The organism is Paenibacillus sp. 481, from assembly GCF_021223605.1.
Lineage (GTDB): Bacteria > Bacillota > Bacilli > Paenibacillales > Paenibacillaceae > Paenibacillus_B.
Genome location: NZ_CP075175.1, coordinates 4,591,122 through 4,614,046, shown reverse-complemented (window position 1 = coordinate 4,614,046; position 22,925 = coordinate 4,591,122). Strand labels below are relative to the sequence as shown.

The following is a 22,925-nucleotide window of genomic DNA, read 5'->3' as shown; positions in this document are numbered from 1 at the left end:
CACTATTTTGCATGTTTTGCACTACATAAAATTCACGATCTAGGTCTCGCCTGTAAAAAAGGACTAAAAGCCGCTGTGCAACGTTCGCACAGCGGCTTTGTCCATCCTGATGCGCTATTAATGAGGTGTTTCTATCGTCACATCGAGGGCTTCAGACCCTTGCTGTGACGATGATTTCGCTGAAAAGGCTGTGCCTGATGCAGCGCTTGAGCTCGCTTTTGACACATCGCTTTTCGTTGGTGCCGTAGGTGTTGGCGCGAGACCATTTTCCCGCAATATCGCATCCACTTTACGTTTCACGGCAGGATCGTTGTTAATAAGGTCTTTAACTCGATCTAGGCTGAACACTTCGTTAGATCCGGTACCTTGTCCTTGAGACGCAGCAGACGTTGTTGCCGCGGATGATGCCGTTGAAAGGGACGATAAATCCGCAAATTTCATAAGCGTGTTATCAAGCACACTCCCTTTCGCATTACTCATTAAATCTTGAACGACGTTCCCTGCCGTTTGGAGCTTTGATTGCAACGCCGCTAATGAGCGGCGGTCTGCCATATACATCCCCGCCAAAATTCCTATTGCTGTGCCGGCAATAAAAGTCGTCACTCTCACCGTATGTCCTCCTTTATTAGTTAGGATCATCTTATAGTTTGAACGCGACTCGTCTTGACCATGCGCATTAAATTTTAGGAGAAAGTTCACTCCGTTATGGATGATGCCCGCAGCACGATAAAATGCGCCTCTGGGCGACAATTTAGCCGAAACGGCCAGTGCGCGGTACCAAACCCGCTCGAAATGAACAGCTTAAGCGGGGTACTGCTAGGATTGTATTGATGTTCATACCATCCCGATAAGTAGCGGCGATAAAATGCATTTGCTTTAATCGGTCCGAAAAAAGGCACACAAATTTGCCCACCGTGCGTATGCCCCGATAACATTAAATCTACTCGTTGCAGTTGGCATACCTTTAAGGCTATCGGATCATGGACCAGCAGCACGGTACACGCCTCGTCTGCTAGTGGTTCTTCCATCGCAACTTTGATATTCGCCCGACCTGTGTAAATGTCGTCGAGGCCTACGAGCCATATATGCTCACCCGTTGCACTTTCCAACCTCATCGCTTCATTTTCCAGCACTTTAATGTCGTGCTCTCTTAACATGTTGCCAAGTGCCCTTACGTCGGCCTTATAATCGTGATTTCCATATACCGCCACTACAGGACCCAACTTACGCAGTTGGGTCACATTGTTCACACAACCTTCCCATGATGCGCCTGCCTCTGTAATGTCGCCCCCTAATAGTACGAGCTGTGCTTTTTGACGAGTCAATAAAGTTTGCACATGTTGGTCTGTGATCGAACGCCGATGCAAATCCGATATGAACATGAGTCGCGTGCCGTCAAATGAAGCTGGCAATCGGTCGAGTACCACTTCTTCCTCCGTAACGACCAAGTCCATCGCTTCCATTCTCATCCGAACGATTAGCACGGTCAGTACAATAAAGCACAATGAAAACATAGCAAGCACGATCATGACGCTCATGTTAACCCTCCGCGGTCATAAGATGACGTCCCCACATTAACAAACCTATGAGTAATCCCACAAACAACAAAATTAATAAATTGTAAAACCACTTTGTTAGCTTCTCATAGTTAGATGGATGCAATTGCTGTCTAGGTGGCAAAGTACGATCCTCGTCCTTAATCTCAAGTTGTTTCCAGCTAGACGGATCAGATTCCATATTCTCGTTATGCATATGTTCAGGAGGATCTATCTCCTCTGTTAACGATTCTGATTGTTTTAATGAACGCAGCGCAGCTAATGCTTTGCTCTGATTTAATTGGTCTTGCTCTTGCGTATAAGAGGACCATCGTGAATGTTCACGTCGATTCTCGCTCATGCTTCCCTCCGAAAACGTAATATTAGTCCCATAATTAAATCTATGAGGAAGTGAGCCAACACCGGAGCCCAAAGTGTGCCTGACCATTCATATATCGTTCCGAGCGCATAGCTAATTCCAAATACCATCGCTGTCGGAAGCCAATGACGTAAGTAACGCACGTGAATTGCGGCAAATAAAATACTAGTCCAATACGGGCCAAATGCATGCTGAATGGCCCCTCTAAACAGTAGTTCCTCGCACACACTCACGACAAACGAAATGACGATAATATGCCAAACCGGTCGGTTGCTAAACAGCTTCTCGTTAATTCCACCGTCATCTGTCATATTGTCAGGTACGAACCGCGACACGATTAGGTCTACTACAACTACTGTTGCAGCAAGGCCTGCGCCCCAATAGGCGAAGTGCCAATCATTCGGCAGTGTGAACAGCTCAATTGGGTTGCGCCGCTGCAGCAAGACCCAAATCGTCCCGATAAAAAGTGTAAGCATTTGGGTAATATACAGATTCAATAGTAACGTTCGGTCGTCCAGATCCGTTATTTGAATTTGTCTTGCCTTAAAATCACGCCATTTCTGTTTCATTCCATCCCTGCCTGTTCTTAAGCTAAAAAAATATGTAGCTATAGGTGTTTCTTACATGTATATCCCCAACAGAAAAATCATATCAGAAAATTGTCGGTTCACACAAGCACACAAGCGTAACCAATATATTGACAGCTCACTTGAAGCATGTTACATTAGTAAAAATTTCATGAACCTTAAAGTCAGTGATGGAAACGAGCCTGCAAAGAAACCTACAGAGAGCCGAGTAACTTGGTGGAAATCGGCGGTGGATTGTTGTGTTCCAGCGTTCCTGAGTTGCTGCGCTGAACCTTGCTTTCTTAGTAGGCGCTTTCGGGTGGAATCCGTTATCATTCCTGCGTCTCAAGATAAGACGTTAAGGCTGATCGCGCGAGCGAACAGCGAACAAGGGTGGCACCACGAAAGAAGACTCTCGTCCCTTACTACGGTAGTAGTATGCGGACGGGAGTTTTTTTATATGATTTCAGCATGATTCCATACTCTGTCTTTATCCTTTGTTGTCATGCTTTTCATGCTTACTTATTACATTACATTCAAGCAGTCAAAGGGAGGAAATTTATCACATGTTTAAAGTCCTTGTATCCGATCCGATTAGCGATTTCGGCATTCAGCAACTTATGGATGCGAACGATGTTGTAGTTGACAAAAAAACGGGTCTAACGGAAGAGCAATTAATTGACATTATTGGAGAATACGATGCACTGCTTGTACGTAGTCAGACACGTGTTACCGCCCAAGTTATGAATGCAGGTAAGCAATTGAAGGTTATCGGTCGTGCAGGAGTTGGCGTGGATAACATTGATTTACAGGCTGCTACAGAGCGCGGAATTATCGTCATCAATGCACCAGATGGCAATACCATTACAACTTGTGAACATGCGTTTGCGATGATGATGGCCCTTGCGCGCCATATTCCGCAAGCCTATGTGAAGACGATTAATGGAGTATGGGATCGTAAAACGTTCCTAGGCGTTGAGCTGCGCAACAAAACGTTAGGCGTGCTAGGTATGGGACGTATCGGTAGCGAGGTTGCAAAGCGGGCAAAGGCGTTCGGCATGAACATCCTTGGTTACGATCCGTTTATGACGGATGAGCGCGCGGAAAAGCTTGGCGTGAAGCTTGGAACGGTGGATGAAATTATCCGCTCAGCTGATTTCATTACGGTTCATACGCCGTTAACGGCTGAAACGCGCCATATGATTTCTACTCCTCAATTTGAAGTGATGAAGCGCGGAATGCGCATTATAAACTGTGCGCGTGGTGGTATTATTGACGAGGTAGCTTTAGTTGCAGCCATTGATAAAGGGATTGTCGCTGGAGCAGCATTCGACGTGTTCGAACATGAGCCACCACAGGAAGACCATCCATTTTTGCATCATCCAAACATCATCGTCACGCCACATCTAGGTGCCTCCACTGTTGAAGCACAAGAAAACGTTGCAATCGACGTATCGGAACAAGTGTTGCACATTTTGCGGAATGAAGCATTCAAAAACGCCGTCAACATGCCGCCTGTACCAGCAAATGTACTGAAAAAAATTCAACCATTTTTCGATTTAGGTGAAAAACTAGGTCGTTTCGCTGCACAAATGGCAAAAGGACCACTCATTGAGATTATCGTGCATTACTCTGGTGAATTGGCAGAAGTCGATACGCAACCTTTAACACGACATATCGTGAAAGGTGTGCTATCACGTAATCTTGGGACGGATGTCAATATCGTGAATTCGATGCATCTTGCAAAAGTGCGGGATATTAACATTATCGTACAAAAATCAGTCGTAACGAAAGACTTTACGAACCTCCTTACTGTCATCCTTCGTACGGACACTGAGGAACGTTTAGTAGCTGGAACACTGTTAAGCGGATACGGTGAACGCATCGTACAAATTGATAAATATACCGTTGACTTGGCACCAGAAGGGCACATCTTGTTAATTTCTCATAACGATAAACCAGGATTGATTGGATCGGTTGGTACATTGCTCGGTAAAAATGAGATTAATATCGCAACGATGCAAGTAGGTCGCAAAATTGCAGGCGGTTCTGCGATTATGGTATTGACTGTTGACAAATCCATTGCGCAACAAGTCATTACCGATCTGAAACAAATTCCGGAATTAAATAAAGCGAAACAAATTGTGCTTAACAACGATTGATACAAATTAGAATCGAATGATACAAATTGTTTCACAAGCAACAAGATTTATCTTCATAATGTGGGCTATGCTGACAAGAACTGAAGCGCTGCTCATCAACCAAAAACACCCTTCCGCTAGTCTTGTCGGAAGGGTGTTCGTTATTGTTCGGTTCGAATAGGCAAAAAGATGGAGAACGTTGTCCCTTTACCGATCACACTGTCGACCTTGATCGAACCTTTGTGCGCCTCTACGATATTTTTGACGATCGCTAGACCAAGTCCTGTTCCACCAGACGCGCCGCGCGTTCGTGCTTTATCAGCTTTATAGAACCGTTCAAAAATAAACGGCAAGTCTTCGGTTGGAATGCCCTGACCGTGATCGCGGATATGGATAACCATCGACTCACCCTTATCATTCGCTTGCCGTTCTGTCGTGATGACGATTGGCTCGTCCGTATGGGAGTGTCTAAAGGCATTGTCCAGCAAGTTGGTTAAGACTTGCTCCAAACGATCCTCATCGGCAAGAGGCATAATCGGATTAACAGCTTCATAATTCGCTTGTAGCGGAATTTCCCGTTCATGATCCAATACGGAGAACTTGCGTACAACGCGTTGAATCAGCTCATGGACGTTCGTTTCATTCCAGCGCATGGGCAAATGTCCGGCTTCCATGCGTGCTAAATCAAGCAAATCTTTCACTAACCTGCTCATTCGCAACGACTCGTCATGAATGACCTGCACCAACTCACGGCGTTCTTCTGGTGAGCTTACAATGTCATCAAGCAATGCTTCGCTATAACCTTGCAGCATGGAGAGCGGGGTTCGAATTTCATGCGAGACGTTGGCTACGAAATCTTTACGCAACTTCTCCATCCGAACCTCCTCCGTCACATCACGTAGGACGGCTACTGCACCACGAACGCCATTTTTTTTGTACAATGGCCCCATGACGACCGACCATACTTCTTGCTGCACATGAATTCTCGTCGTCACTTCACGCGCTTCTTCCACGACTGTTTTAAACAGCGGCCGCAGCGGACCATGAACTTTGGTCGTAGATTCCACATGGATATCTTCAACCTCATCCTCAAGAGTGTCATACTCATCCCACTCCAGTGTATGCCACTGCTTCAAAATGGCTTCACCTTGCGGGTTGGCAAGCACCATATACCCCGATGCGTCAAACGTAATGACCGCATCGGTCATACTGCGTAAAATGCTCGCTAAATGCTCCTTCTCATGCTGCAAGTCAACGATGGTCGTATTTAATTCCTCTGCCATATGGTTAAACGTGCGTGACAGCTCACCGATTTCATCTGAAGACCGAAGCGTAACACGAGTCGAATAGTCTCCCTTACGAATCGTATCAGCAGCTAGCTTTAATTTTTGGAGCGGCTGTGTTATTTTCGTGAATAAGAAAAAAGCAAAAAAAGTCGTCAACGAGAATCCAGTTAAGGCCGTGTACACAAACAGTTTCTTAATATCATTGGGATGTGCAAAATTGCTATCAATATAATTTAACAAATAAACGCCTAACGTCATGAGGACAAAAGCAACGAGACCGATAATCGTAATCCATAACTTACCGACAATGCTGCGCCAAAATTTCACGTTATTTAGGCACCTCTAGCTTGTAGCCAACACCCCATACCGTCGTAATCATCGTAGCGGCCTCTGGCGACACTTTATTTAACTTCTCACGCAATCGTTTCACATGGGTATCCACCGTGCGCAAATCACCAAAAAACTCGTAGTTCCACACATCTTTTAACAGTTCCTCACGAGAAAACACTTTATCCGGAGATACCGCTAAATAATGAAGAAGTTCGTATTCTTTGGGAGTTAAACTCACTTCTTGACCGTCTGCTGATACACGGTGTGCATCATGCTCGATTACAAGATGCGGGAACACAATGTTGTTGCTCGTTTTCGGATCATTGGTCAAAAATGCAGTTGCTGATGAGCGACGCAGTACAGCTTTAACCCGATAAATGACTTCACGCGGGCTGAACGGCTTTACGACATAATCGTCAGCTCCAACTTCAAACCCTTGCACGCGGTTCATCTCTTCGCCTTTTGCCGTCAACATAATGACTGGTGTTGCTTTTACTTGACGCAAGCGTGTACACATTTCAACGCCATCCATGCCTGGAAGCATTACATCGAGTAAAATTAGCGCGTAGTCTTCACTTACCGCTTTGCGCAGCGCGACTTCACCATCTTCAGCCTCATCGATTTCGTATCCTTCCTTCTCCAAGTACATTTTTAGCAGTCGGCGAATACGTTCCTCGTCATCTACGACCAGAATGCGGTTTACTTGTTCGGACATGTGCAGCTCCCCTTCCAAATTAAAATGACAACGTGCGAGCGACTCAATAGGAGCCGCATCGCACATTTTTCTTACTTATACGATCAATGACTGAATGTAGTAGACCACTGATATTTCTCTTATACTCCTGAATAGGAGTGGAGACCGGCAATAATCAAGTTAACGCCTAGCAATGTAAATAATACAATCATAAAGCCTATTACGGCAAGCCAAGACGATTTCGTCCCGTGCCAGCCACGTGACAGGCGCAAGTGTAAATATGCGCTATAGAACAACCAAGTAACGAGCGCCCATACTTCTTTTGGATCCCAGCCCCAGAAGCGGGACCAAGCAATATGCGCCCAAATCATAGCGAAGATAAGTCCGCCAAGTGTAAAGATTGGGAATCCGATCGCATTTGCACGGTAACTGATCTCATCCAGATCATCAGGGTCCATTGACTGAAGCATAGGATGAATAGCGCGTGCAATCGGTTTACGAATAATAAGACGAATAAGAGCATATAATAATAATCCGGCAATGATAGAGAATACGACTGTATTCAGTTTACGTCCGGCGTGGACGCCTTCCATCCAGCCGGGTGCTTCCACAAGCGGAAGAGACAACCCTAGTAACGAAGGAACTGCTTCTAGAGATGCTTCATCACTATTATGCGGTGCGATTAGCGGTGGAATCTCATACTTAACCATTTCTAATTTACTCGTAATTTGGCCATTTTCAACGACATCCACTTTTTGGCCGATTGAAACCTCATAATTAACAGCACGGAATCCGAACATGACGAAAATGTATCCGATTGTAATTACGACGACAATCAGTACAAATTCGAGCCAACGCTGCTGCGTACGGTATTTCACATCGTCCCAACGTACCGTACGAAGCAAATACATTAATCCGACAACGAAGCCGACCGCGAAAAAGGCATAGCCTATTGCTGCCAAGGATACGTGCAAAATCATCCATATGGAGTCCAAAGATGGAATCAATGGCTGTACTTCGCTCGGAAAGACGGAAGCATAGGCCATAATAATGAAAGCAAGCGGAACGGCAAATACGCCAAGTACAGCAGAGCGATAAATCATAAACATCACAAGGAAAGCTGCGATAATCATCATCGCCAAGAAGGACATGAACTCATACATGTTGCTGACAGGAATATGTCCGCCGCCAATCCAACGAGTTGCAAAGTAAATCAATTGCGATACAAAACCGATTATCGTAACCGCAAATGAGATGTTCCCCCACTTTTTGACGTGGCTAGCCGTATCTTTCACTTTCATCTTGGTACCAGCCATCGTAAATACGAACAAAATAAAAGCAAGACAATAAATAAAGAAGCTCGCTAAATACGCGTCTTGACTAAGTTCTAACAAAGTCACCCTTTATTCCCCCCACGGTCTATGGCCTTCGGATCAACTTCCAGGTCCATCGTCTTCATTACGCGTGCTACCTCATGACGCAAACCGTACCAATTCTTGTTCGTATGCGCCCCAAGTGCTAGCTGGTCGCCATCCAAGCGCAACCATATCCGACGATGCTGCCAGTAAAAACCCATAATAAGGCCGATCATGCTTATTGCTGCCCCTACCCATACAAACGGAAGTGCTGTATCTTTACGCACCGTTAAATAGGTTGTCGATTCGGAGAACGTTACATCGTTCATCGTGTCGACTTCGAGTTTAAACTTCTTTCCAATTTCACCATTCAACATATCTTGTTGGAATCGCACCTTGTCTTTAGGCAGCGGGAAATATAAATAAGGCTCGCCTGTTGCGACGATTCCGGGCCCTGTAATCATAAACACAAACGCAGGCGCATTCGGTTTATTGGATTTGTTCGTAGGTTTGCCATCCGAACCGAGTCCAAAATCATGATATTTCTCCCGCAATTCTAATTGGTACGGGCCAACTTTATAATGTGTTTCTGTCTTGTTAACCTTCACTTCTATTTGTCCGTATTTCTCGCCTGTAGCTACGTTCGACAAAATCGGCTTGACTGAAATGAGCTTCGGCGTGAAATCGAAACCAAATTGATAGAAGGAAAGACTGTCATACACCATGGGATGATTGACTCGAATGTTGTGACGGTGCACCTCTTCCAGCACCGGTTCAGCTACCGGGTCATCGCACTTATCCACGCAACGGAACAATGTCCCCTTCGTTTCATACAGCTTCGCCATGATGCGACCTTCCTTCGCAAACTCCTCCGGCATCTCATCCGCACTGTAATACTCAACGATAAATTCCTCATTTTGAAAGTAATACGGTGTGCTTGGAATGGGAACCGGTTGTCCTTGAGGAAAACCCGTATAATACTCCATGTGCCAGCCTGGAATGTTGCGTGCCAACACGGCGAGCAGAAATACGATTAAGCCAATATGGTTAATATACGGGCCCCAGCGACTAAAGCGATTCTTCTCCGCTAATAAAGCGTCTTCATCTCGAACGACATTATAGCCTTTTTTCTTGAGCGCCGTCTCCATATTCGATAGCCATTCCGTTTGGTCGGCTTGAATTTGAGTACCGTAGGTTACACGCTGACGCGTAATAAACTGCGTGTGCTTGCGCACTTTTTGTTTATGTAATGCGCGGTACAACGGTAATACGCGATCCAAGCTGCACACAACAAGCGAAGCGCCGATCATGACGAGCAGCGTTATAAACCACCATGATTCATACGTATTGGACAAGCCTAACAAATAATAAATATGGCCAAGTGTACCGTAATTCTCTTTGTAGTAAACGGATGCATCAATATTAATAAATTGACTTTCTTGCGGGTATATCGTCCCGAACGTTGAACTAATCAACGTAATGACGATAATAATAACCGCTATTTTAACGGAAGAGAAAAAGTTCCAGACGCGATTAAGTAAGGATGGATTTTCTTTCTGTGACTTTCGTGCCACCCCGTCATAGCGCATTTCGAGGACACTGTCCTCCTGCATCATTTCCTCAACCGTCGGCTTGCCGCAAGCCTCACATAGCACGGTTCCGACCGCATTTTGATGACCACACTCACATTTCGTATTGTCAAACCGCACGTTAATGTCCCCTCTCCATCCGTTAGCGTTTAGCGTTTACAATCTGCTGAATGTAATTATCCAGCATTTCTGTCGTTAATTCGCCGACATGGATGGCTTGAACGGTACGATCAGGCTTTACGAAAAATGTCGCAGGTAATCCACGTGCATTAAAAGCATCACGCGCTTTAAATTTAAGATCCAACATCATCGGAAAATGTACATTCACTTTTTTCATATAGTTCTGTACAACGAGCTTGTCTTCACCGATATTAATGCCGATCACTTCTACACCTTCTGGTTTCCACTTTTCCCATGCTTGTTGCAAGGCTGGCATTTCGCGTTCACAAGGCTCACACCATGTCCCCCAAAAGTTAAGGACAAGCGCTTTACCTTCAAAGTCATTAAAGCTTTTAACTTCACCGTCGGCCATTTGCAAAGCGATGTCCGGAATAGTACTACCTACAACCGGCGCTGTGTTGCTTGGTTTCAACAAAGCAGTGCCAATCGCATATCCCCCAACGACTAAGATGACGGATAAGATGATAATTTGTACGATTTTGTTACGTTTCCCCATCACCAACGCCCTTTCTATGACTTGTTTCACATTCAGGCGGAAAAAATGCTACAAATTAATTAACGCCATCCACGTCCATTATAATCCAAAGACGAACGCGCATATCTTCCTCAATATGAAAATTATGTGTCATAGCCCTAGCAGGTATCGCCTTATTGTAACGTGCATATACCTGCTAGGTTTAGGTTAGCTGCGGCGGCTTGTCTTAATCGATTGCTGCAACTCATTCACTTCGGATTTCGTCAGTATGCGATGCTTACCGCGCACTAAGCCTTGCAGGGTAATGTTACCGAATCTGACACGCTTCAAACGGATGACCGAATGGCCGATCGCTTCAAACATGCGGCGAACTTGACGATTACGACCTTCGGTAATCGTGATGCTGATTGTAGCCGTATTCGTTTCCACGTTTACATCGTGGTACTCGATCTCGGCTGGCAATGTCACACCATCTTCAAGCTTAATCCCTTTCTTAAGCTTGTCCAAGTTATCCCCGTGCGGTACGCCTTTAACGGTTACATGATACGTTTTCTCTACATGGTGTCGCGGATGCATAAGCTTATTCGCTAGTTCGCCGTCATTTGTGAGGATCAACAAACCTTCAGTATCATAGTCCAAGCGTCCTACTGGGTATACACGCGTACGCAGTCCGCCCATAAAGTCACGCACTGTCTTTCTGCCTTCAGGGTCAGACATCGATGTAATAACCGCTTTCGGTTTGTAAAACGCAGCATATACTTTATCGGACTGGGTAATTTCCCGTCCATTAACTGTAATGACGTCCGTGGCAGGGTCTGCCTTCACGCCAAGCGTTGTGACAACTTCGTCATTCACTACTACCTTGCCGGATAAAATAAGTTCTTCGCATTTTCTGCGCGAAGCAACCCCTGCGTTCGCCAATATTTTTTGTAATCGTTCCATTTTTGTAAGTCACCTCAGGTTTATGATAGCCTTTTCCATATCGTTTGTACACGCACATTTAACGGCTGCTATTAGCCTGTCCAAACTACGTTTATGTAAGGCGGTTTTGTGCAAAGCAAAAGCTCGGTACATGCAGCACCGAGCATCGATTGCTAATTACGTATCATATTATAGCATATAACAGTCAAACGCAGTAAAGGTTTACCCAATACTTCATTAGCTTGACCCAAATACGAGTAAACATATCACAATAGCAGCAACAAAGCCGACAAAATCAGAAAAGAGACCGACTTTTAACGCGTATCTGCCTTTACGTATTCCGACTGCGCCAAAATAAACAATGAGGACGTAAAGCGTCGTATCCGTACTGCCCTGAATCGTAGAGGCAATACGCCCGATAAGCGAATCAGCACCATACGTTTTAATGAGATCCGTAGTAAATGCTAACGAACCCGCTCCTGTAATGGGCCGCAAGAACGCTAGCGGCATCACTTCGCTTGGCACCCCAAACCAATCCATAATTGGACGGAACAAACTAACGATCCAATCCATCGCACCCGATGCGCGAAATACACTGATCGCAACCATCATCCCAACTAACGTGGGGATAATGTTGATGGAGGTCTGGAATCCATCTTTAGCGCCCTCGACAAATGATTCATAGACCGGGACTTTCCGAAAGTAAGCGTAGAGTGGAATAAACACGACGATAGCCGGAATGGCCCATGTGGATACCGTCGATATGAACGAATACATGGTAACCATCCTTTCATAAGCGAACATGAGCTGGATGTCTGGATGTCGATTTTAGTTAAGAAGCTATATCCTTTGAGGTTGCATCATAGGTCGTATGTGGAGGGAAGGATGATGTTGGATGGCGACTTCGATACCATCTGTCCGCCGCAATTGCTGCAAGGGTGGCAATGATAGTCGCAAGCAAGGTCGTTCCTACTATTTCTGCTGCATTCGCCGAGCCAAAATTCATGCGAATCGCAATCAGCGTAGTCGGGATGAGTGTAATGCTAGCTGTATTGATCGCTAGCAGTGTACACATCGCCGGAGTAGCCGTATCCTTGTCGGGATTAAGCTTCTGTAATTCCTGCATCGCACGAATGCCCATCGGCGTGGCGGCATTGCCAAGACCGAGCAAATTGGCACTCATATTCGACATGATGTAGCCGAGTGCTGGATGGTTGCGCGGCACATCCGGAAACAAATAGCGGACAACCGGACCTAACGCTTTGGCCAAACGTGCCAGCAACCCCGCATCCTCTGCAATCCGCATCATGCCTAGCCAAAATACCATGACACTAATAAGGCCAAAACTAACCGTTACCCCAGTCTTAGCCCCATCAAAAATGGCTTCTGTGACGATTTCAATTTTCCCTTGGGCAGCGGCTGCAATAAAGCCAACCAGCAACATAAACACCCAAATTGCGTTAACCACCGAATCCCCCTCCCATGAACATGACGAATGAACATGACTCAGATTTGGCCCCTTAACGGAAGTGTTCCCTGATCTTAACCATTTGGACTTGTGTCATCACGAAGTGAGACGGCTCCTAGCACTTGGTCCTGAATTCGAAATTCAAGCCTTCCCCGATCTCCAAGGCGATAATCCACTGTATCTTTCGGCGTTAATGTCAACCGCGAGGTTACCTGCTCTTTTTCCTCTAACGTTAAAGGATACTTTAACGCTTGCTTGGCGATTAATGGATAACCGGATATTTTTTGTCCGGCCTCAATTAAAGTCGTTAATGGGAAGGTCTTGAAGCCATAATCAAGCAGATGCTCATGATCGACCCAATCTTGTCCATCATTTAAAGTAACGACGGCTAATTGCTGCCCATTTCGTGTAGCCGAGCTGACTAAGCAGCGCAGCGCTTGTTTCGTATATCCGGTTTTCACACCGTCAGCACCTTCGTAAAAGCGCAGCATTTTGTTTTTGTTCACCCATTTGTAATCCCATTTTTCATACGGATTTGGCGCTGACTTGATGCGCGTTCGCACCATTTCTCTAAAGGTAGCGTTGTGCAGCGCATAAGCCGAAATACGAGCCAATTCGTTAGCTGTCGTATAGTGCCCTTTTGCGTCCAAACCATGAGCGTTTTGAAACTGCGTTCGCTCTAACCCTAATAGTCGCGCCTTCTCGTTCATCAAATACACAAAACCTTCTTCTGAGCCGCCAACATGCTCTGCTATCGCAGTAGCCGCATCATTGCCGGAACGCAGCATAAGGCCATAGAGCATGTGATTTAAACTCATCTCTTCACCAAGACGCAAATAAATCGATGAACCTTCTTTTCCTACAGCTCGATTGCTCACTTTCACTTTATCGGACAGCTTTCCGTGTTCGATAGCTACAATAGCTGTCATTATTTTGGTCGTACTTGCCATCGGGAGCTGCTCATCCCCATTTTCACTGTGTAAAATGCGTCCTGAACGCACATCGATAATTGCAGCTGCTTTTGCTGCAGTAGACGGTGTGTGAGCACGAGATGGTTCTTCGTTTGTTTCTTTTTTGGCACGAGGTTTAAAAGAATACGATTGAAATTGGACTTGCTCACTTTGTCTACTTTGTCCATATTGCCCTTGTTGGGCCTCAGCCGCATTCTTGGAACTAAATGGCGTCAGGACAGTACATAACAGCATGATGGTAACTATAACGCGTACGGCTGGCGCAATGCGGCGCAACTTGCTCATAACTTCCTCCTTTTAAATGAAACCGCCAACTTGTACTATATGTATGCTTTTTAGATACAAGGTATGTCCAACGCATACAAAAAGCGTTCAAGTACACATGCTAGCCGCCGCCCACGATAACGGCCAACGACTTTACAGGTGAAACTTGAACGCCTGTGATACGCATGTGGCGGCTACGTAATAATAATGTCGTCATCATGTTTACGCCGATTTGAACGCTGAAACATGCCTTCTATCCGATCCAGTACTTGCGGGGCTGCATCGATAAGTTTCTCCAGCAAGTGTGTCTGACTGTCTACCGACACCACATTAATTCCATTTTTCCCAACAACGAGGAAAGCAATGGGTGTAATATAAATACCGCCGCCGCTACCACCACCAAATGGCTTCGTAGAGGTAGATACCGAATGCCCATTTTGATGCTTTTCGGACTGGTCGTGATGCCGTTCATGTCCCTCTACACGAAAGTCACTTCCACCTGCAGCAAACCCCAAAGCGACCCGACTAATCGGCAAAATAACACTGCCATCTGGCGTTTGCACCGGATCTCCGACGATCGCATTTACGTCTACCATCGTCTTAATATTTTCCAACGCAGCTCTCATTAAGCCTTCAATAGGATGTTCCGCCATGTCTTCACTCCTCCTTTTGTTCGCGTGATGCGAATGATGAGCATAACGACTGCAACTATAGCGTGCGCGACTCGTATTTTCGTTATGCAAACAACACGAGAAGAAAAATATGGTTGCTTGTAGTTCGGTACAACGGACAAATAAGGTGTCTGTTGAAATCGAATTTGATAGGTGAACCAACCTGTAGCTGCACTTTGCACTCCCCACAATAAACCTGTTAATATGCTCGTCGTTGCTGGATTTTTCACACCCACTTCTGATTCCCAAATGAATAGATCACAACGAATGTAATTTAACGAACGATATAACCATTCTTTTAAAGCAGCCGTGTGATAGGCGAGTTCCCAGATTCGCCCCACGAACCTGCGTATCGTCTGTTTGTTTATTCTCCCTTTGCTGCGATGCGAGTGGCCTGAGGCAAAGTTGTCTTCTTCCTTCACCCCTACCATAAAACCTTCGTCCACACCTGCAAACAACACCGTTCTAAACTCATATCGCCAACGCACCCATAACAGCCTTACTAGTAACAACACACGTTCATGTTTGCCCGCTTTATGTAAAAGGATTTTGCATTCGAGATGTGTGCTTAAAAAAGCGATTAATAGCGCAATTAGCAACAATAGAATAATGATGAACCAAAACGATGCGCTCAACCGTTCTTTCCCCCTTTTTCAAGAATCGTGCTTCTTATTACCATGCGTTGACGCAAATCTGTCTGGTAGATCTATTGTTGCGCTGGATTTATGTTGTCCAAATATTCCTGTTTTATTTAACTAACATATCCATAAGTTATATAAGACACGCGCACAATGATTTGTATCCCACATAAACAAATAAAAAAGCCCCTAACGCTTCACGTTAGAGGCTTTCTGGTTATTGCTCTGGCACATTTAGATCATTTATTTAATTCATCTGTATTTAAAGACTCACCTGGTTGCAACGCATAGCCGTGAATACCGAGCACCTTCAATTGGTTAACGAATTGAGCACCGTCTTGTTCAATCACGGGAAACGTATTGTAATGAATCGGGACAATATGTTTCGCTTTTACCCACTGCGCCGCGAGCAACGCGTCTTCTGGGTCCATCGTAAAGAAACTTCCGATCGGTAAAAAAGCAACATCCGGCTTAAACCGTTCCCCGATTAGCTTCATATCGCTAAACAAGGCCGTATCCCCCGCATGGTAAAGCGTAAAATCATCTACTTGGAGAACGATACCCGCTGGGTTCCCTAAGTAAATAATAGTACCATCACTCTCTGTCACCGATGAGCTATGCAAGGCCGGAACCCATTTAATCGTGCCGAACTCAAACGTACCCGATCCACCTAAATTCATGCCGATCGTCTGCGCGCCTTGTCGACCTAAATAATCAGCCAACTCCACTATCGTAATAATCGGCGCGTCATTATTTTTCGCAATCTGCACTGCGTCCCCAATATGGTCACTATGACCATGAGTAAGCAATACGAAATCGGCTTTAATCTCTTTTGCACTTGCCCCCGCCTTAGGGTTATCCGTTAAAAAAGGGTCAATAATGATGCGGTGTCGCTCTGTTTGCAACATTACGCCAGCATGTCCAAGAAACTGAATGTTCAACCTAGACTCCTCCCTCCGGATTTGGAACGTCTTCAATCGTTAATTGTCGACCTTCCAACTTATTGAATAATAGCTGCGTTTCTTCCTCCAATCCGTCCGAATGTTCGAACTGGGACGCCTCTGGCAGCTCGTCCAAGTTAGACAACGCGAAATAGTCAAGAAACGCTTTTGTCGTGCCGTACAAGATCGGCCTTCCGATCGCTTCAGCACGACCTACCTCTTCAATTAAATCTTTGTTAACGAGCGTTTGGATCGCTCGATCTGATTTTACACCACGTATTTCCTCAATGTCGACCCTCGTTATAGGCTGCCGATATGCAACAATCGATAGCGTCTCCAACGCCGCTTGAGACAACGATGAGCGAGTTGGCGAATAAGCCATTTTTTCAAAATAAGGTGCATGCTGTTTCAAAGTCGTTAGTTGATACATGCCTGCGATCTCCAAAATTTGCAACCCTCGCTTGCTGCGCTCCATATCGCCTTGCAAATCCGTCATCGCATCGCGCACAACCTCATGCCGTTGCTCCGTAATTTCGGCTACTTGCTTTATATTTAACCCTTCGTCGCCAGCCATAAACAGCAGTCCCTCAATAATCGACTTCAACGTCTGAAAGTCCATCCTCTTCCACTTCCCCGTTCCATTGCACGACAATGTCGTCGAACAACTGATCTTGATAACATTTCACTTGCTTTAACTTCATCAATTCCAAAATGGATAAAAAGGTAACGACAATTTCTTGCCTTGTCAGCTGCTCACTTAACAGTGCCGAGAACATCACTTTACTGCCGCGCCCGCCTGGACGCAGCATCGTAATAATGTCGCGAATGCGGTCTTTGACGGACATCTCATCACGATGAATCGTCGCCACATGAGATCGACGCACCGCTTTGCGCAGCGCTTTTTGAAACGCCTCAATCAGATCGGTCACGTGCAACCCTTCAACCGGATTCGTAGGTGCGTCTGGCATGAAAGTCGTTAAATCTTCTGGTTCTTTGGAATAAATTAAGCTCCGATCCGCTTCGCGATCTCGCAAATGCTCCGCTATGCCTTTATATTTACGATACTCAATCAGTTTACGAATTAACTCTGATCGTGGATCAATGTCATCTTCTTCATAATAATCGGTATATTCGTCCTCCCAGTCCATAACGGGAGGCTTAGGCAGCAGTTGTTTGGATTTCATGGACAGCAACGTTGCTGCCATGACTAAAAATTCGCTTGTAATATCTAATTCGAGTTCCTGCATGCTTTGCAAATAGTCCATATATTGGTCGGTAATTTCACTAATACTAATATCTTGTATGTCGATTTCCGACTGATCGATTAAATGCAGCAGCAGGTCGAGTGGTCCCTCGAACGTCTCTAACTTATAAGTGACGGTCACCCTGCAACCTCCTGAAAAGCAAATGTAGCGCCCTTAGAAGAAAGGGCACTACATTAAATAAGCACTATTTTAACTGTTTCGTCAAGTTTGCCATCTCGATCGCAGCTGCAGCTGCTTCCCAACCTTTATTGCCAGCTTTCGTGCCTGCTCGTTCGATCGCCTGCTCAATCGAATCGGTTGTCAGCACGCCGAATATGGTCGGAACACCTGTTTTCAAAGCGATTTGAGCCACGCCTTTTGCCGCCTCATTGCACACATAATCAAAATGCGGCGTCGAACCGCGGATAACAGCTCCCAATGTGATGACCGCGTCATACTTCCCGCTCTCCGCCATTTTTTGCGCGATTAACGGGATTTCAAAAGCTCCTGGCACCCATGCCACATCTATATCATCATCCTGCGCACCGTGGCGCTTTAGCGCATCTAACGCACCCGACACCAGTTTGCCTACAATAAACTCGTTAAAGCGTCCTGCGACGATTCCGTATTTTAATCCGTTCGATACTAAGTGTCCTTCAATTATGTTTGGCATGTTTTTTCCTCCTGAAATTGGATATTATTATGAGTTCAATTGCTTCATTTCATCATTTATGACAAGCATATGCCCTAGCTTTTCAGCCTTCGTTTGCAAATAATGGGCATTATCTTCGTTATGATCCATCTGTATCGGTACGCGTTCAACGATCTCGAGTCCATGCCCTTCAAGGCCTTTAACTTTGCGTGGATTGTTCGTCATTAGACGGATGTGACGCACGCCAATATCTTTTAAAATTTGAGCACCGATACCGTAGTCCCGCAAATCGGCTGGAAATCCAAGCTTCAAGTTTGCATCTACCGTGTCATAGCCTTGTTCTTGCAGTTGATAAGCTTTTAGCTTGTTGATGAGGCCAATACCGCGCCCTTCTTGGCGCATATATAACAGCACGCCACAGCCCTCTTGCTCGATCCGTTTAAGTGCTGCCGCAAACTGCGGGCCGCAATCACAGCGGTGAGAATGAAACACGTCTCCCGTCAAACATTCAGAATGTACGCGAACGAGTACAGGCTTCGTACCGTCGATATTGCCTTTTACAAGCGCGACATGCTCTTTGTTGTCGACTTCATTCGTGTACGCGATAGCACGAAATGTTCCAAAGTCAGTCGGCATATTCACTTCAACCTCACGCTGAACGAGCTGTTCCGTCTCGTTGCGGTACTGAATCAGATCACGAATGCAAATGAGCTTCAAGTCATATTTGTGTTTAATTTCGACTAGATCTGGCAGCCTTGCCATCGTGCCGTCTTCTTTAATGACTTCGCAAATGACACCGGCAGGTGCAGCTCCGCACAATCGCGCCAAGTCCACCGCAGCTTCTGTGTGCCCAGCCCGACGTAATACGCCGCCTTTTTTCGCAACGAGTGGGAAAATGTGTCCGGGTCTGCGGAAATCGTGTGCAGTTGCCTCTGACGAAATAAGCGCCTGTATCGTCTGTGACCGCTCATGCGCCGATATCCCTGTCGTCGTATCGATATGATCGACAGACACGGTAAAAGCCGTACCGTGATAGTCCGTATTGCGTGTGACCATCGGTGGTAGCTCCAATTCCTGCGCACGCTCCGCCGTAATCGGTACACAGACGAGTCCTCGTCCTTCTTTAATCATAAAATTAATAACTTCAGGCGTCGCCATATGTGCCAGCGCGATAAAATCGCCTTCATTTTCACGATCTTCGTCGTCAACAACGATGATGACTTTGCCCTGCTTCAAATCGTTTAATGCATCTTCAATTGTGTCCAAGCGAATCGGTGCTTCCATTGAGCGCTTCCCCCTTTTCCATTGCGATTCCACGAATGCGCGTGATTACTAAAATCCGTTTTCTGCCAAAAAAGCAGCACTGATTCCCTTAGAGGAACTTTTACTTGAACCACTTGAACCACTTGCGCCAGTTACAAAGCTATCGCCGTTGTCCATGTTACTGTTGGCGGCAGATTCAGCTTCCGCTGCTGATCTTCCGTAGCGAAGCAGGTGGTCAACATATTTACCAAGCACATCGCATTCGATATTTACGATATCGCCAGCTTGCTTATGTGTAAGTGCGGTTTGCACTAATGTATGTGGAATGATCGATACAGCAAAATGTCCCTGTTGTGCACGAACGAGCGTCAAGCTTATGCCGTCAATCGTGATCGACCCTTTCGGAATCATGTACTTGGCTAATTCCGTTTGGCCCGTTTGGAACTCAAACAGGACCGCATTAGCTTCTGGCGTTCGCTTTATGAGCGTTGCCGTCCCATCTACATGTCCTTGGACAATATGCCCTCCAAAGCGACCATTTGCCGCCATAGCTCGCTCTAAGTTAACGGCCGTCCCTGTACTTAACTGCTTTAAACTCGTGTGGCGGAACGTCTCTGGCATTACATCTGCACGAAAAGTTGCTCGATCAAATGCAGTAACCGTTAAGCATACCCCGTTAACAGCAATGCTATCGCCGATGCTGATGTCAGTGAGCACTTTTTTCGCGGCAATGTCCAGCACCATTGCTTCACCACGCCTTGAAATGGAGCGCAGCACACCTATTTCTTCAATGAGTCCAGTAAACATGTTGCTCGCCTCCCTTGTGGTTCTTCGTTCTTCTTTCTTCGTTCGTTGCCCTATGCTCATTGCTCTCGGCTCTGCTCTCTGCACTGAACCCAACATTGCCCTCGCGCTCCTATCCCTACTTTTTGACAGGATAACCGAACACACACACATCATTGCTTATCGTCTCGACATGAACATCACGCAACTCGAAAGCCTCACGCATTTGCTCGACTCCATCAAATTCAAAGCTGCTCGGCGCCGCGGTACCTCCGACAATTTTGGGTGCGAAAAAGAGCGCTATTTTATCGATCAGCCCTGCCGTGAGCATGGCTCCGTTTAATCTCCCGCCACCTTCAAGCAAAATAGAACCGATCTCCCTGCGGCTGCACTCGCGCAACGCAGCTTGTAAATCCACCTGTTTCCCGTCCCCTGCACGGATAATCTCTACCCCGCGCTGCTGCAAAGCGGCAGCTCGCTGCTTGTCAGCGGATTCGGTCGTCATGACCCAAGTCGGTGCCTTGTTGTCTATCACGATTTGCGCATGAAGTGGCAATCGCAATTGCGAATCCACGATTAAGCGAATCGGATGCAAGCCAGGCACATTGAGCCTTGTAGTGAGCGCAGGATCATCTGCCAGCACCGTGCCGATTCCGACCATAATCGCTTGATGGCGGTGTCGAAGCGCATGTACTCGTTCACGTGACTCTGAATTCGTAATCCATCTGCTGTCGCCTGATTTGGTAGCGATTTTACCGTCTAGCGTGCTTGCCGTTTTCAACGTGACGAACGGCAAACCCGTTGTAATATACTTTGCAAAAGGTTCTATGATGCCCTTTCCTTGCTGCTCCAAAATGCCTTCCTCCACTTCGATACTGTGCGTTCGAAGCAAAGACATTCCTCGTCCAGACACAAGCGGGTTCGGATCTGTACATGCGATGACGACTCGCTTGACCCCTGCCTCGACTAAGCGCAAGCTGCAAGGCGGGGTTCTGCCGTGATGACTGCACGGCTCCAGCGTGACGTATGCGGTAGCTCCGCAAGCTTGCTGTGCTGCCATACGTAAAGCATGTATTTCTGCATGCTCATCGCCTCGCTTCAAATGCGCCCCCATGCCAACAATGCGTCCCTCGTTCACCAGTACACATCCTACAGCTGGATTCACTCCCGTCTGTCCGACTACACGACTGGCTAAATCTAGAGCGAGCTGCATATAGAACTCGTCATTTATAACCGATCGCACATCCTGCCTCCTTCCTTTTCTGCCTCCATTTGTTGCATCAGCATGCTGCAATCGTGCACGTAACGTGACGGATCACAAGCTCCGATGACGCAAAAAAGCCCTTCGGAACATCCTCCGAAGGGCATAGGTATTTAGGTAGCAGGTATGTACTTTTGATCACTAACAAGCATTAAGCATATAACGAAACAAGCGCAGCACGAAAACGAGCTGCCTAGCTCGCATTTTGTATGCCGAATAGACTTAAACTACAGCCAATGATGACACGTCCGTATTTCTACACCAGATGTCCAACCAACAAGAGTTTCATCCCCTATTGGTTATTCGACATAAGACGCAAACCTGTCGTAAGTCAGATACAGATCCGCTATCATCCTTGTCCGTTTAAGCTGTACACAACCATGTACACATACAAAATATTCACAACAATGAACCGAATTCGCGTACACAAATAAAACCCGTAAAATGAGGGCAACCTCACTAAGGCCATCCTTATTTGGATACTTTCGGTTCGTTATCGAGTGTTTATGCTATATGTTGTTGTGATAAAAGAACTTCAACACGCGAAAAAACCGCGCTACTCCTGTTTCCCCTTCTCCCATCCAGACTATACTGTCGGTCCCGGAATTACACCAGGTCCACCGAACGATACAAGATCGTGCGGGTCACGGACTAAGAACTTTCTGTCCTTATCGGACTGCGAAAGCTGCATCACCGCCGGTCGGGAATTTCACCCTGCCCTGAAGGTTGGTTGCCTCGTTGTGAACCACAACGATGGCAAAACGATCATAACACCGATCACAATAATATGCAATCGGTGTTATGGTTAACAGGTTCTATTCAAGTGCCGTACAAGTTTCGTACAAGTACCGTCTTATACGGGTACTATTCTTCCCAAACTGTAACTTCAGTCATTTTAGCACCTTGTTTAAGTGCATCTACGTGTTCCATGCCGGATACGACTTTACCGAACACCGTGTGCCCACCGTCAAGGTGTGGTTGAGCTTCGTAGCAGATGTAGAATTGGCAGCTACCTGTGTTACGGCCCGCATGTGCCATCGCCAACGTACCACGCTCGTGCTTAGAAACGTTTGTCGCTGTTTCGCAAGGAATTGTGTAGCCAGCGCCGCCTGTTCCTGTTCCGTTCGGACAGCCACCTTGTGCTACAAATCCTTTGATTACACGGTGAAACGTCAAACCGTTGTAAAATCCGGAGTTAGCCAACTTTTCAAAGTTTGCAACTGTTCCTGGTGCTTCTTCTGGAAGCAACTCAATAATAACTTCGCCTTGTTCCAATACGATTTTTGCTTTTTTCATATGTAAATCCATCCCTTCACGT

General features: G+C 46.2%; 24 protein-coding genes and 1 riboswitch. Of the genes, 1 reads left to right on the top strand and 23 read right to left on the bottom strand.

Features of this window, described 5'->3' with window-relative positions; genetic code table 11:
* Positions 1–117: 117 nt before the first annotated feature.
* The 4 genes from KIK04_RS20270 to KIK04_RS20255 all read right to left on the bottom strand — a co-directional run bounded on the left by KIK04_RS20270 (position 118) and on the right by KIK04_RS20255 (position 2,483).
* On the bottom strand, positions 118–609 hold the full coding sequence (locus KIK04_RS20270) for a DNA-directed RNA polymerase (RefSeq protein WP_232275389.1): 492 nt from the start codon (positions 607–609) through the stop codon (positions 118–120).
* Positions 610–695: 86 nt separating this feature from the next.
* Positions 696–1,538 carry a metallophosphoesterase gene (locus tag KIK04_RS20265; RefSeq protein ID WP_232275388.1) on the bottom strand — a complete coding sequence of 281 codons (843 nt, stop codon included), beginning with the start codon at positions 1,536–1,538 and terminating at the stop codon, positions 696–698.
* 1 nt (position 1,539) lies between these two features.
* On the bottom strand, positions 1,540–1,896 hold the full coding sequence (locus KIK04_RS20260) for a hypothetical protein (RefSeq protein ID WP_232275387.1): 357 nt from the start codon (positions 1,894–1,896) through the stop codon (positions 1,540–1,542).
* Entirely contained in the window at positions 1,893–2,483 is a 591-nt protein-coding gene (locus tag KIK04_RS20255; protein ID WP_232275386.1) for a CPBP family intramembrane glutamic endopeptidase, read from the bottom strand. Before KIK04_RS20255 ends, KIK04_RS20260 begins: the two co-directional genes overlap by 4 nt.
* Positions 2,484–3,046: 563 nt before the next feature.
* Between KIK04_RS20255 and serA the strand changes: the two genes are divergently transcribed.
* Positions 3,047–4,642 carry a phosphoglycerate dehydrogenase gene (serA, locus tag KIK04_RS20250; RefSeq protein ID WP_232275385.1) on the top strand — a complete coding sequence of 532 codons (1,596 nt, stop codon included), beginning with the start codon at positions 3,047–3,049 and terminating at the stop codon, positions 4,640–4,642.
* Positions 4,643–4,782: 140 nt separating this feature from the next.
* Here serA and KIK04_RS20245 read toward each other — a convergent pair whose 3' ends face one another.
* From KIK04_RS20245 to KIK04_RS20155, 19 genes are all read right to left on the bottom strand, one after another.
* Positions 4,783–6,234, bottom strand: coding sequence for an ATP-binding protein (locus tag KIK04_RS20245; RefSeq protein WP_232275384.1), 1,452 nt, complete (start codon positions 6,232–6,234; stop codon positions 4,783–4,785).
* 1 nt (position 6,235) lies between these two features.
* Positions 6,236–6,952 (bottom strand): response regulator transcription factor, encoded by a 717-nt coding sequence (locus KIK04_RS20240; protein ID WP_232275383.1) that lies wholly within the window; start codon positions 6,950–6,952, stop codon positions 6,236–6,238.
* A gap of 119 nt (positions 6,953–7,071) precedes the next feature.
* Positions 7,072–8,331, bottom strand: coding sequence for a c-type cytochrome biogenesis protein CcsB (ccsB, locus tag KIK04_RS20235; RefSeq protein ID WP_232275382.1), 1,260 nt, complete (start codon positions 8,329–8,331; stop codon positions 7,072–7,074).
* Complete coding sequence (gene resB, locus KIK04_RS20230; RefSeq protein WP_232275381.1) at positions 8,328–9,995, bottom strand: cytochrome c biogenesis protein ResB; 1,668 nt, start codon at positions 9,993–9,995, stop codon at positions 8,328–8,330. Before resB ends, ccsB begins: the two co-directional genes overlap by 4 nt.
* 22 nt (positions 9,996–10,017) lie before the next feature.
* Positions 10,018–10,581 (bottom strand): redoxin domain-containing protein, encoded by a 564-nt coding sequence (locus KIK04_RS20225; protein WP_232275380.1) that lies wholly within the window; start codon positions 10,579–10,581, stop codon positions 10,018–10,020.
* Between the two features lie 156 nt (positions 10,582–10,737).
* Positions 10,738–11,472, bottom strand: a complete 735-nt coding sequence (locus KIK04_RS20220) for a pseudouridine synthase (RefSeq protein ID WP_232275379.1) — start codon at positions 11,470–11,472, stop codon at positions 10,738–10,740.
* Between the two features lie 216 nt (positions 11,473–11,688).
* A complete protein-coding gene (locus KIK04_RS20215; protein WP_232275378.1) occupies positions 11,689–12,228 on the bottom strand; it encodes a spore maturation protein in 540 nt (179 codons plus the stop codon).
* 55 nt (positions 12,229–12,283) lie between these two features.
* A complete protein-coding gene (locus KIK04_RS20210) occupies positions 12,284–12,919 on the bottom strand; it encodes a nucleoside recognition domain-containing protein (protein ID WP_232275377.1) in 636 nt (211 codons plus the stop codon).
* 74 nt (positions 12,920–12,993) lie between these two features.
* Positions 12,994–14,175, bottom strand: coding sequence for a D-alanyl-D-alanine carboxypeptidase family protein (locus tag KIK04_RS20205; RefSeq protein WP_232275376.1), 1,182 nt, complete (start codon positions 14,173–14,175; stop codon positions 12,994–12,996).
* A 173-nt stretch (positions 14,176–14,348) separates the two neighbouring features.
* A complete protein-coding gene (gene ytfJ / locus KIK04_RS20200; RefSeq protein ID WP_232275375.1) occupies positions 14,349–14,807 on the bottom strand; it encodes a GerW family sporulation protein in 459 nt (152 codons plus the stop codon).
* Complete coding sequence (locus KIK04_RS20195; RefSeq protein ID WP_232275374.1) at positions 14,780–15,460, bottom strand: DUF2953 domain-containing protein; 681 nt, start codon at positions 15,458–15,460, stop codon at positions 14,780–14,782. Before KIK04_RS20195 ends, ytfJ begins: the two co-directional genes overlap by 28 nt.
* 242 nt (positions 15,461–15,702) lie before the next feature.
* Positions 15,703–16,404 (bottom strand): metal-dependent hydrolase, encoded by a 702-nt coding sequence (locus KIK04_RS20190; protein WP_232275373.1) that lies wholly within the window; start codon positions 16,402–16,404, stop codon positions 15,703–15,705.
* 1 nt (position 16,405) lies between these two features.
* The gene (scpB, locus tag KIK04_RS20185; protein WP_232275372.1) at positions 16,406–17,023 is read right to left on the bottom strand and encodes an SMC-Scp complex subunit ScpB; all 618 of its coding nucleotides are present in this window, start codon (positions 17,021–17,023) and stop codon (positions 16,406–16,408) included.
* Positions 16,992–17,789: a segregation and condensation protein A gene (locus KIK04_RS20180; RefSeq protein ID WP_232275371.1), complete on the bottom strand. Its 798-nt coding sequence runs from the start codon at positions 17,787–17,789 to the stop codon at positions 16,992–16,994. Before KIK04_RS20180 ends, scpB begins: the two co-directional genes overlap by 32 nt.
* 64 nt (positions 17,790–17,853) lie before the next feature.
* Positions 17,854–18,321, bottom strand: a complete 468-nt coding sequence (gene ribH, locus KIK04_RS20175; RefSeq protein WP_232275370.1) for a 6,7-dimethyl-8-ribityllumazine synthase — start codon at positions 18,319–18,321, stop codon at positions 17,854–17,856.
* A gap of 27 nt (positions 18,322–18,348) precedes the next feature.
* On the bottom strand, positions 18,349–19,584 hold the full coding sequence (locus KIK04_RS20170; RefSeq protein WP_232275369.1) for a bifunctional 3,4-dihydroxy-2-butanone-4-phosphate synthase/GTP cyclohydrolase II: 1,236 nt from the start codon (positions 19,582–19,584) through the stop codon (positions 18,349–18,351).
* 48 nt (positions 19,585–19,632) lie between these two features.
* Positions 19,633–20,370 carry a riboflavin synthase gene (gene ribE, locus KIK04_RS20165; protein WP_232275368.1) on the bottom strand — a complete coding sequence of 246 codons (738 nt, stop codon included), beginning with the start codon at positions 20,368–20,370 and terminating at the stop codon, positions 19,633–19,635.
* Positions 20,371–20,485: 115 nt separating this feature from the next.
* On the bottom strand, positions 20,486–21,589 hold the full coding sequence (ribD, locus tag KIK04_RS20160; RefSeq protein ID WP_232275367.1) for a bifunctional diaminohydroxyphosphoribosylaminopyrimidine deaminase/5-amino-6-(5-phosphoribosylamino)uracil reductase RibD: 1,104 nt from the start codon (positions 21,587–21,589) through the stop codon (positions 20,486–20,488).
* A 583-nt stretch (positions 21,590–22,172) separates the two neighbouring features.
* Positions 22,173–22,338, bottom strand: a riboswitch (FMN riboswitch).
* A gap of 133 nt (positions 22,339–22,471) precedes the next feature.
* Positions 22,472–22,903, bottom strand: coding sequence for a peptidylprolyl isomerase (locus KIK04_RS20155; protein ID WP_232275366.1), 432 nt, complete (start codon positions 22,901–22,903; stop codon positions 22,472–22,474).
* Positions 22,904–22,925 lie beyond the last annotated feature (22 nt).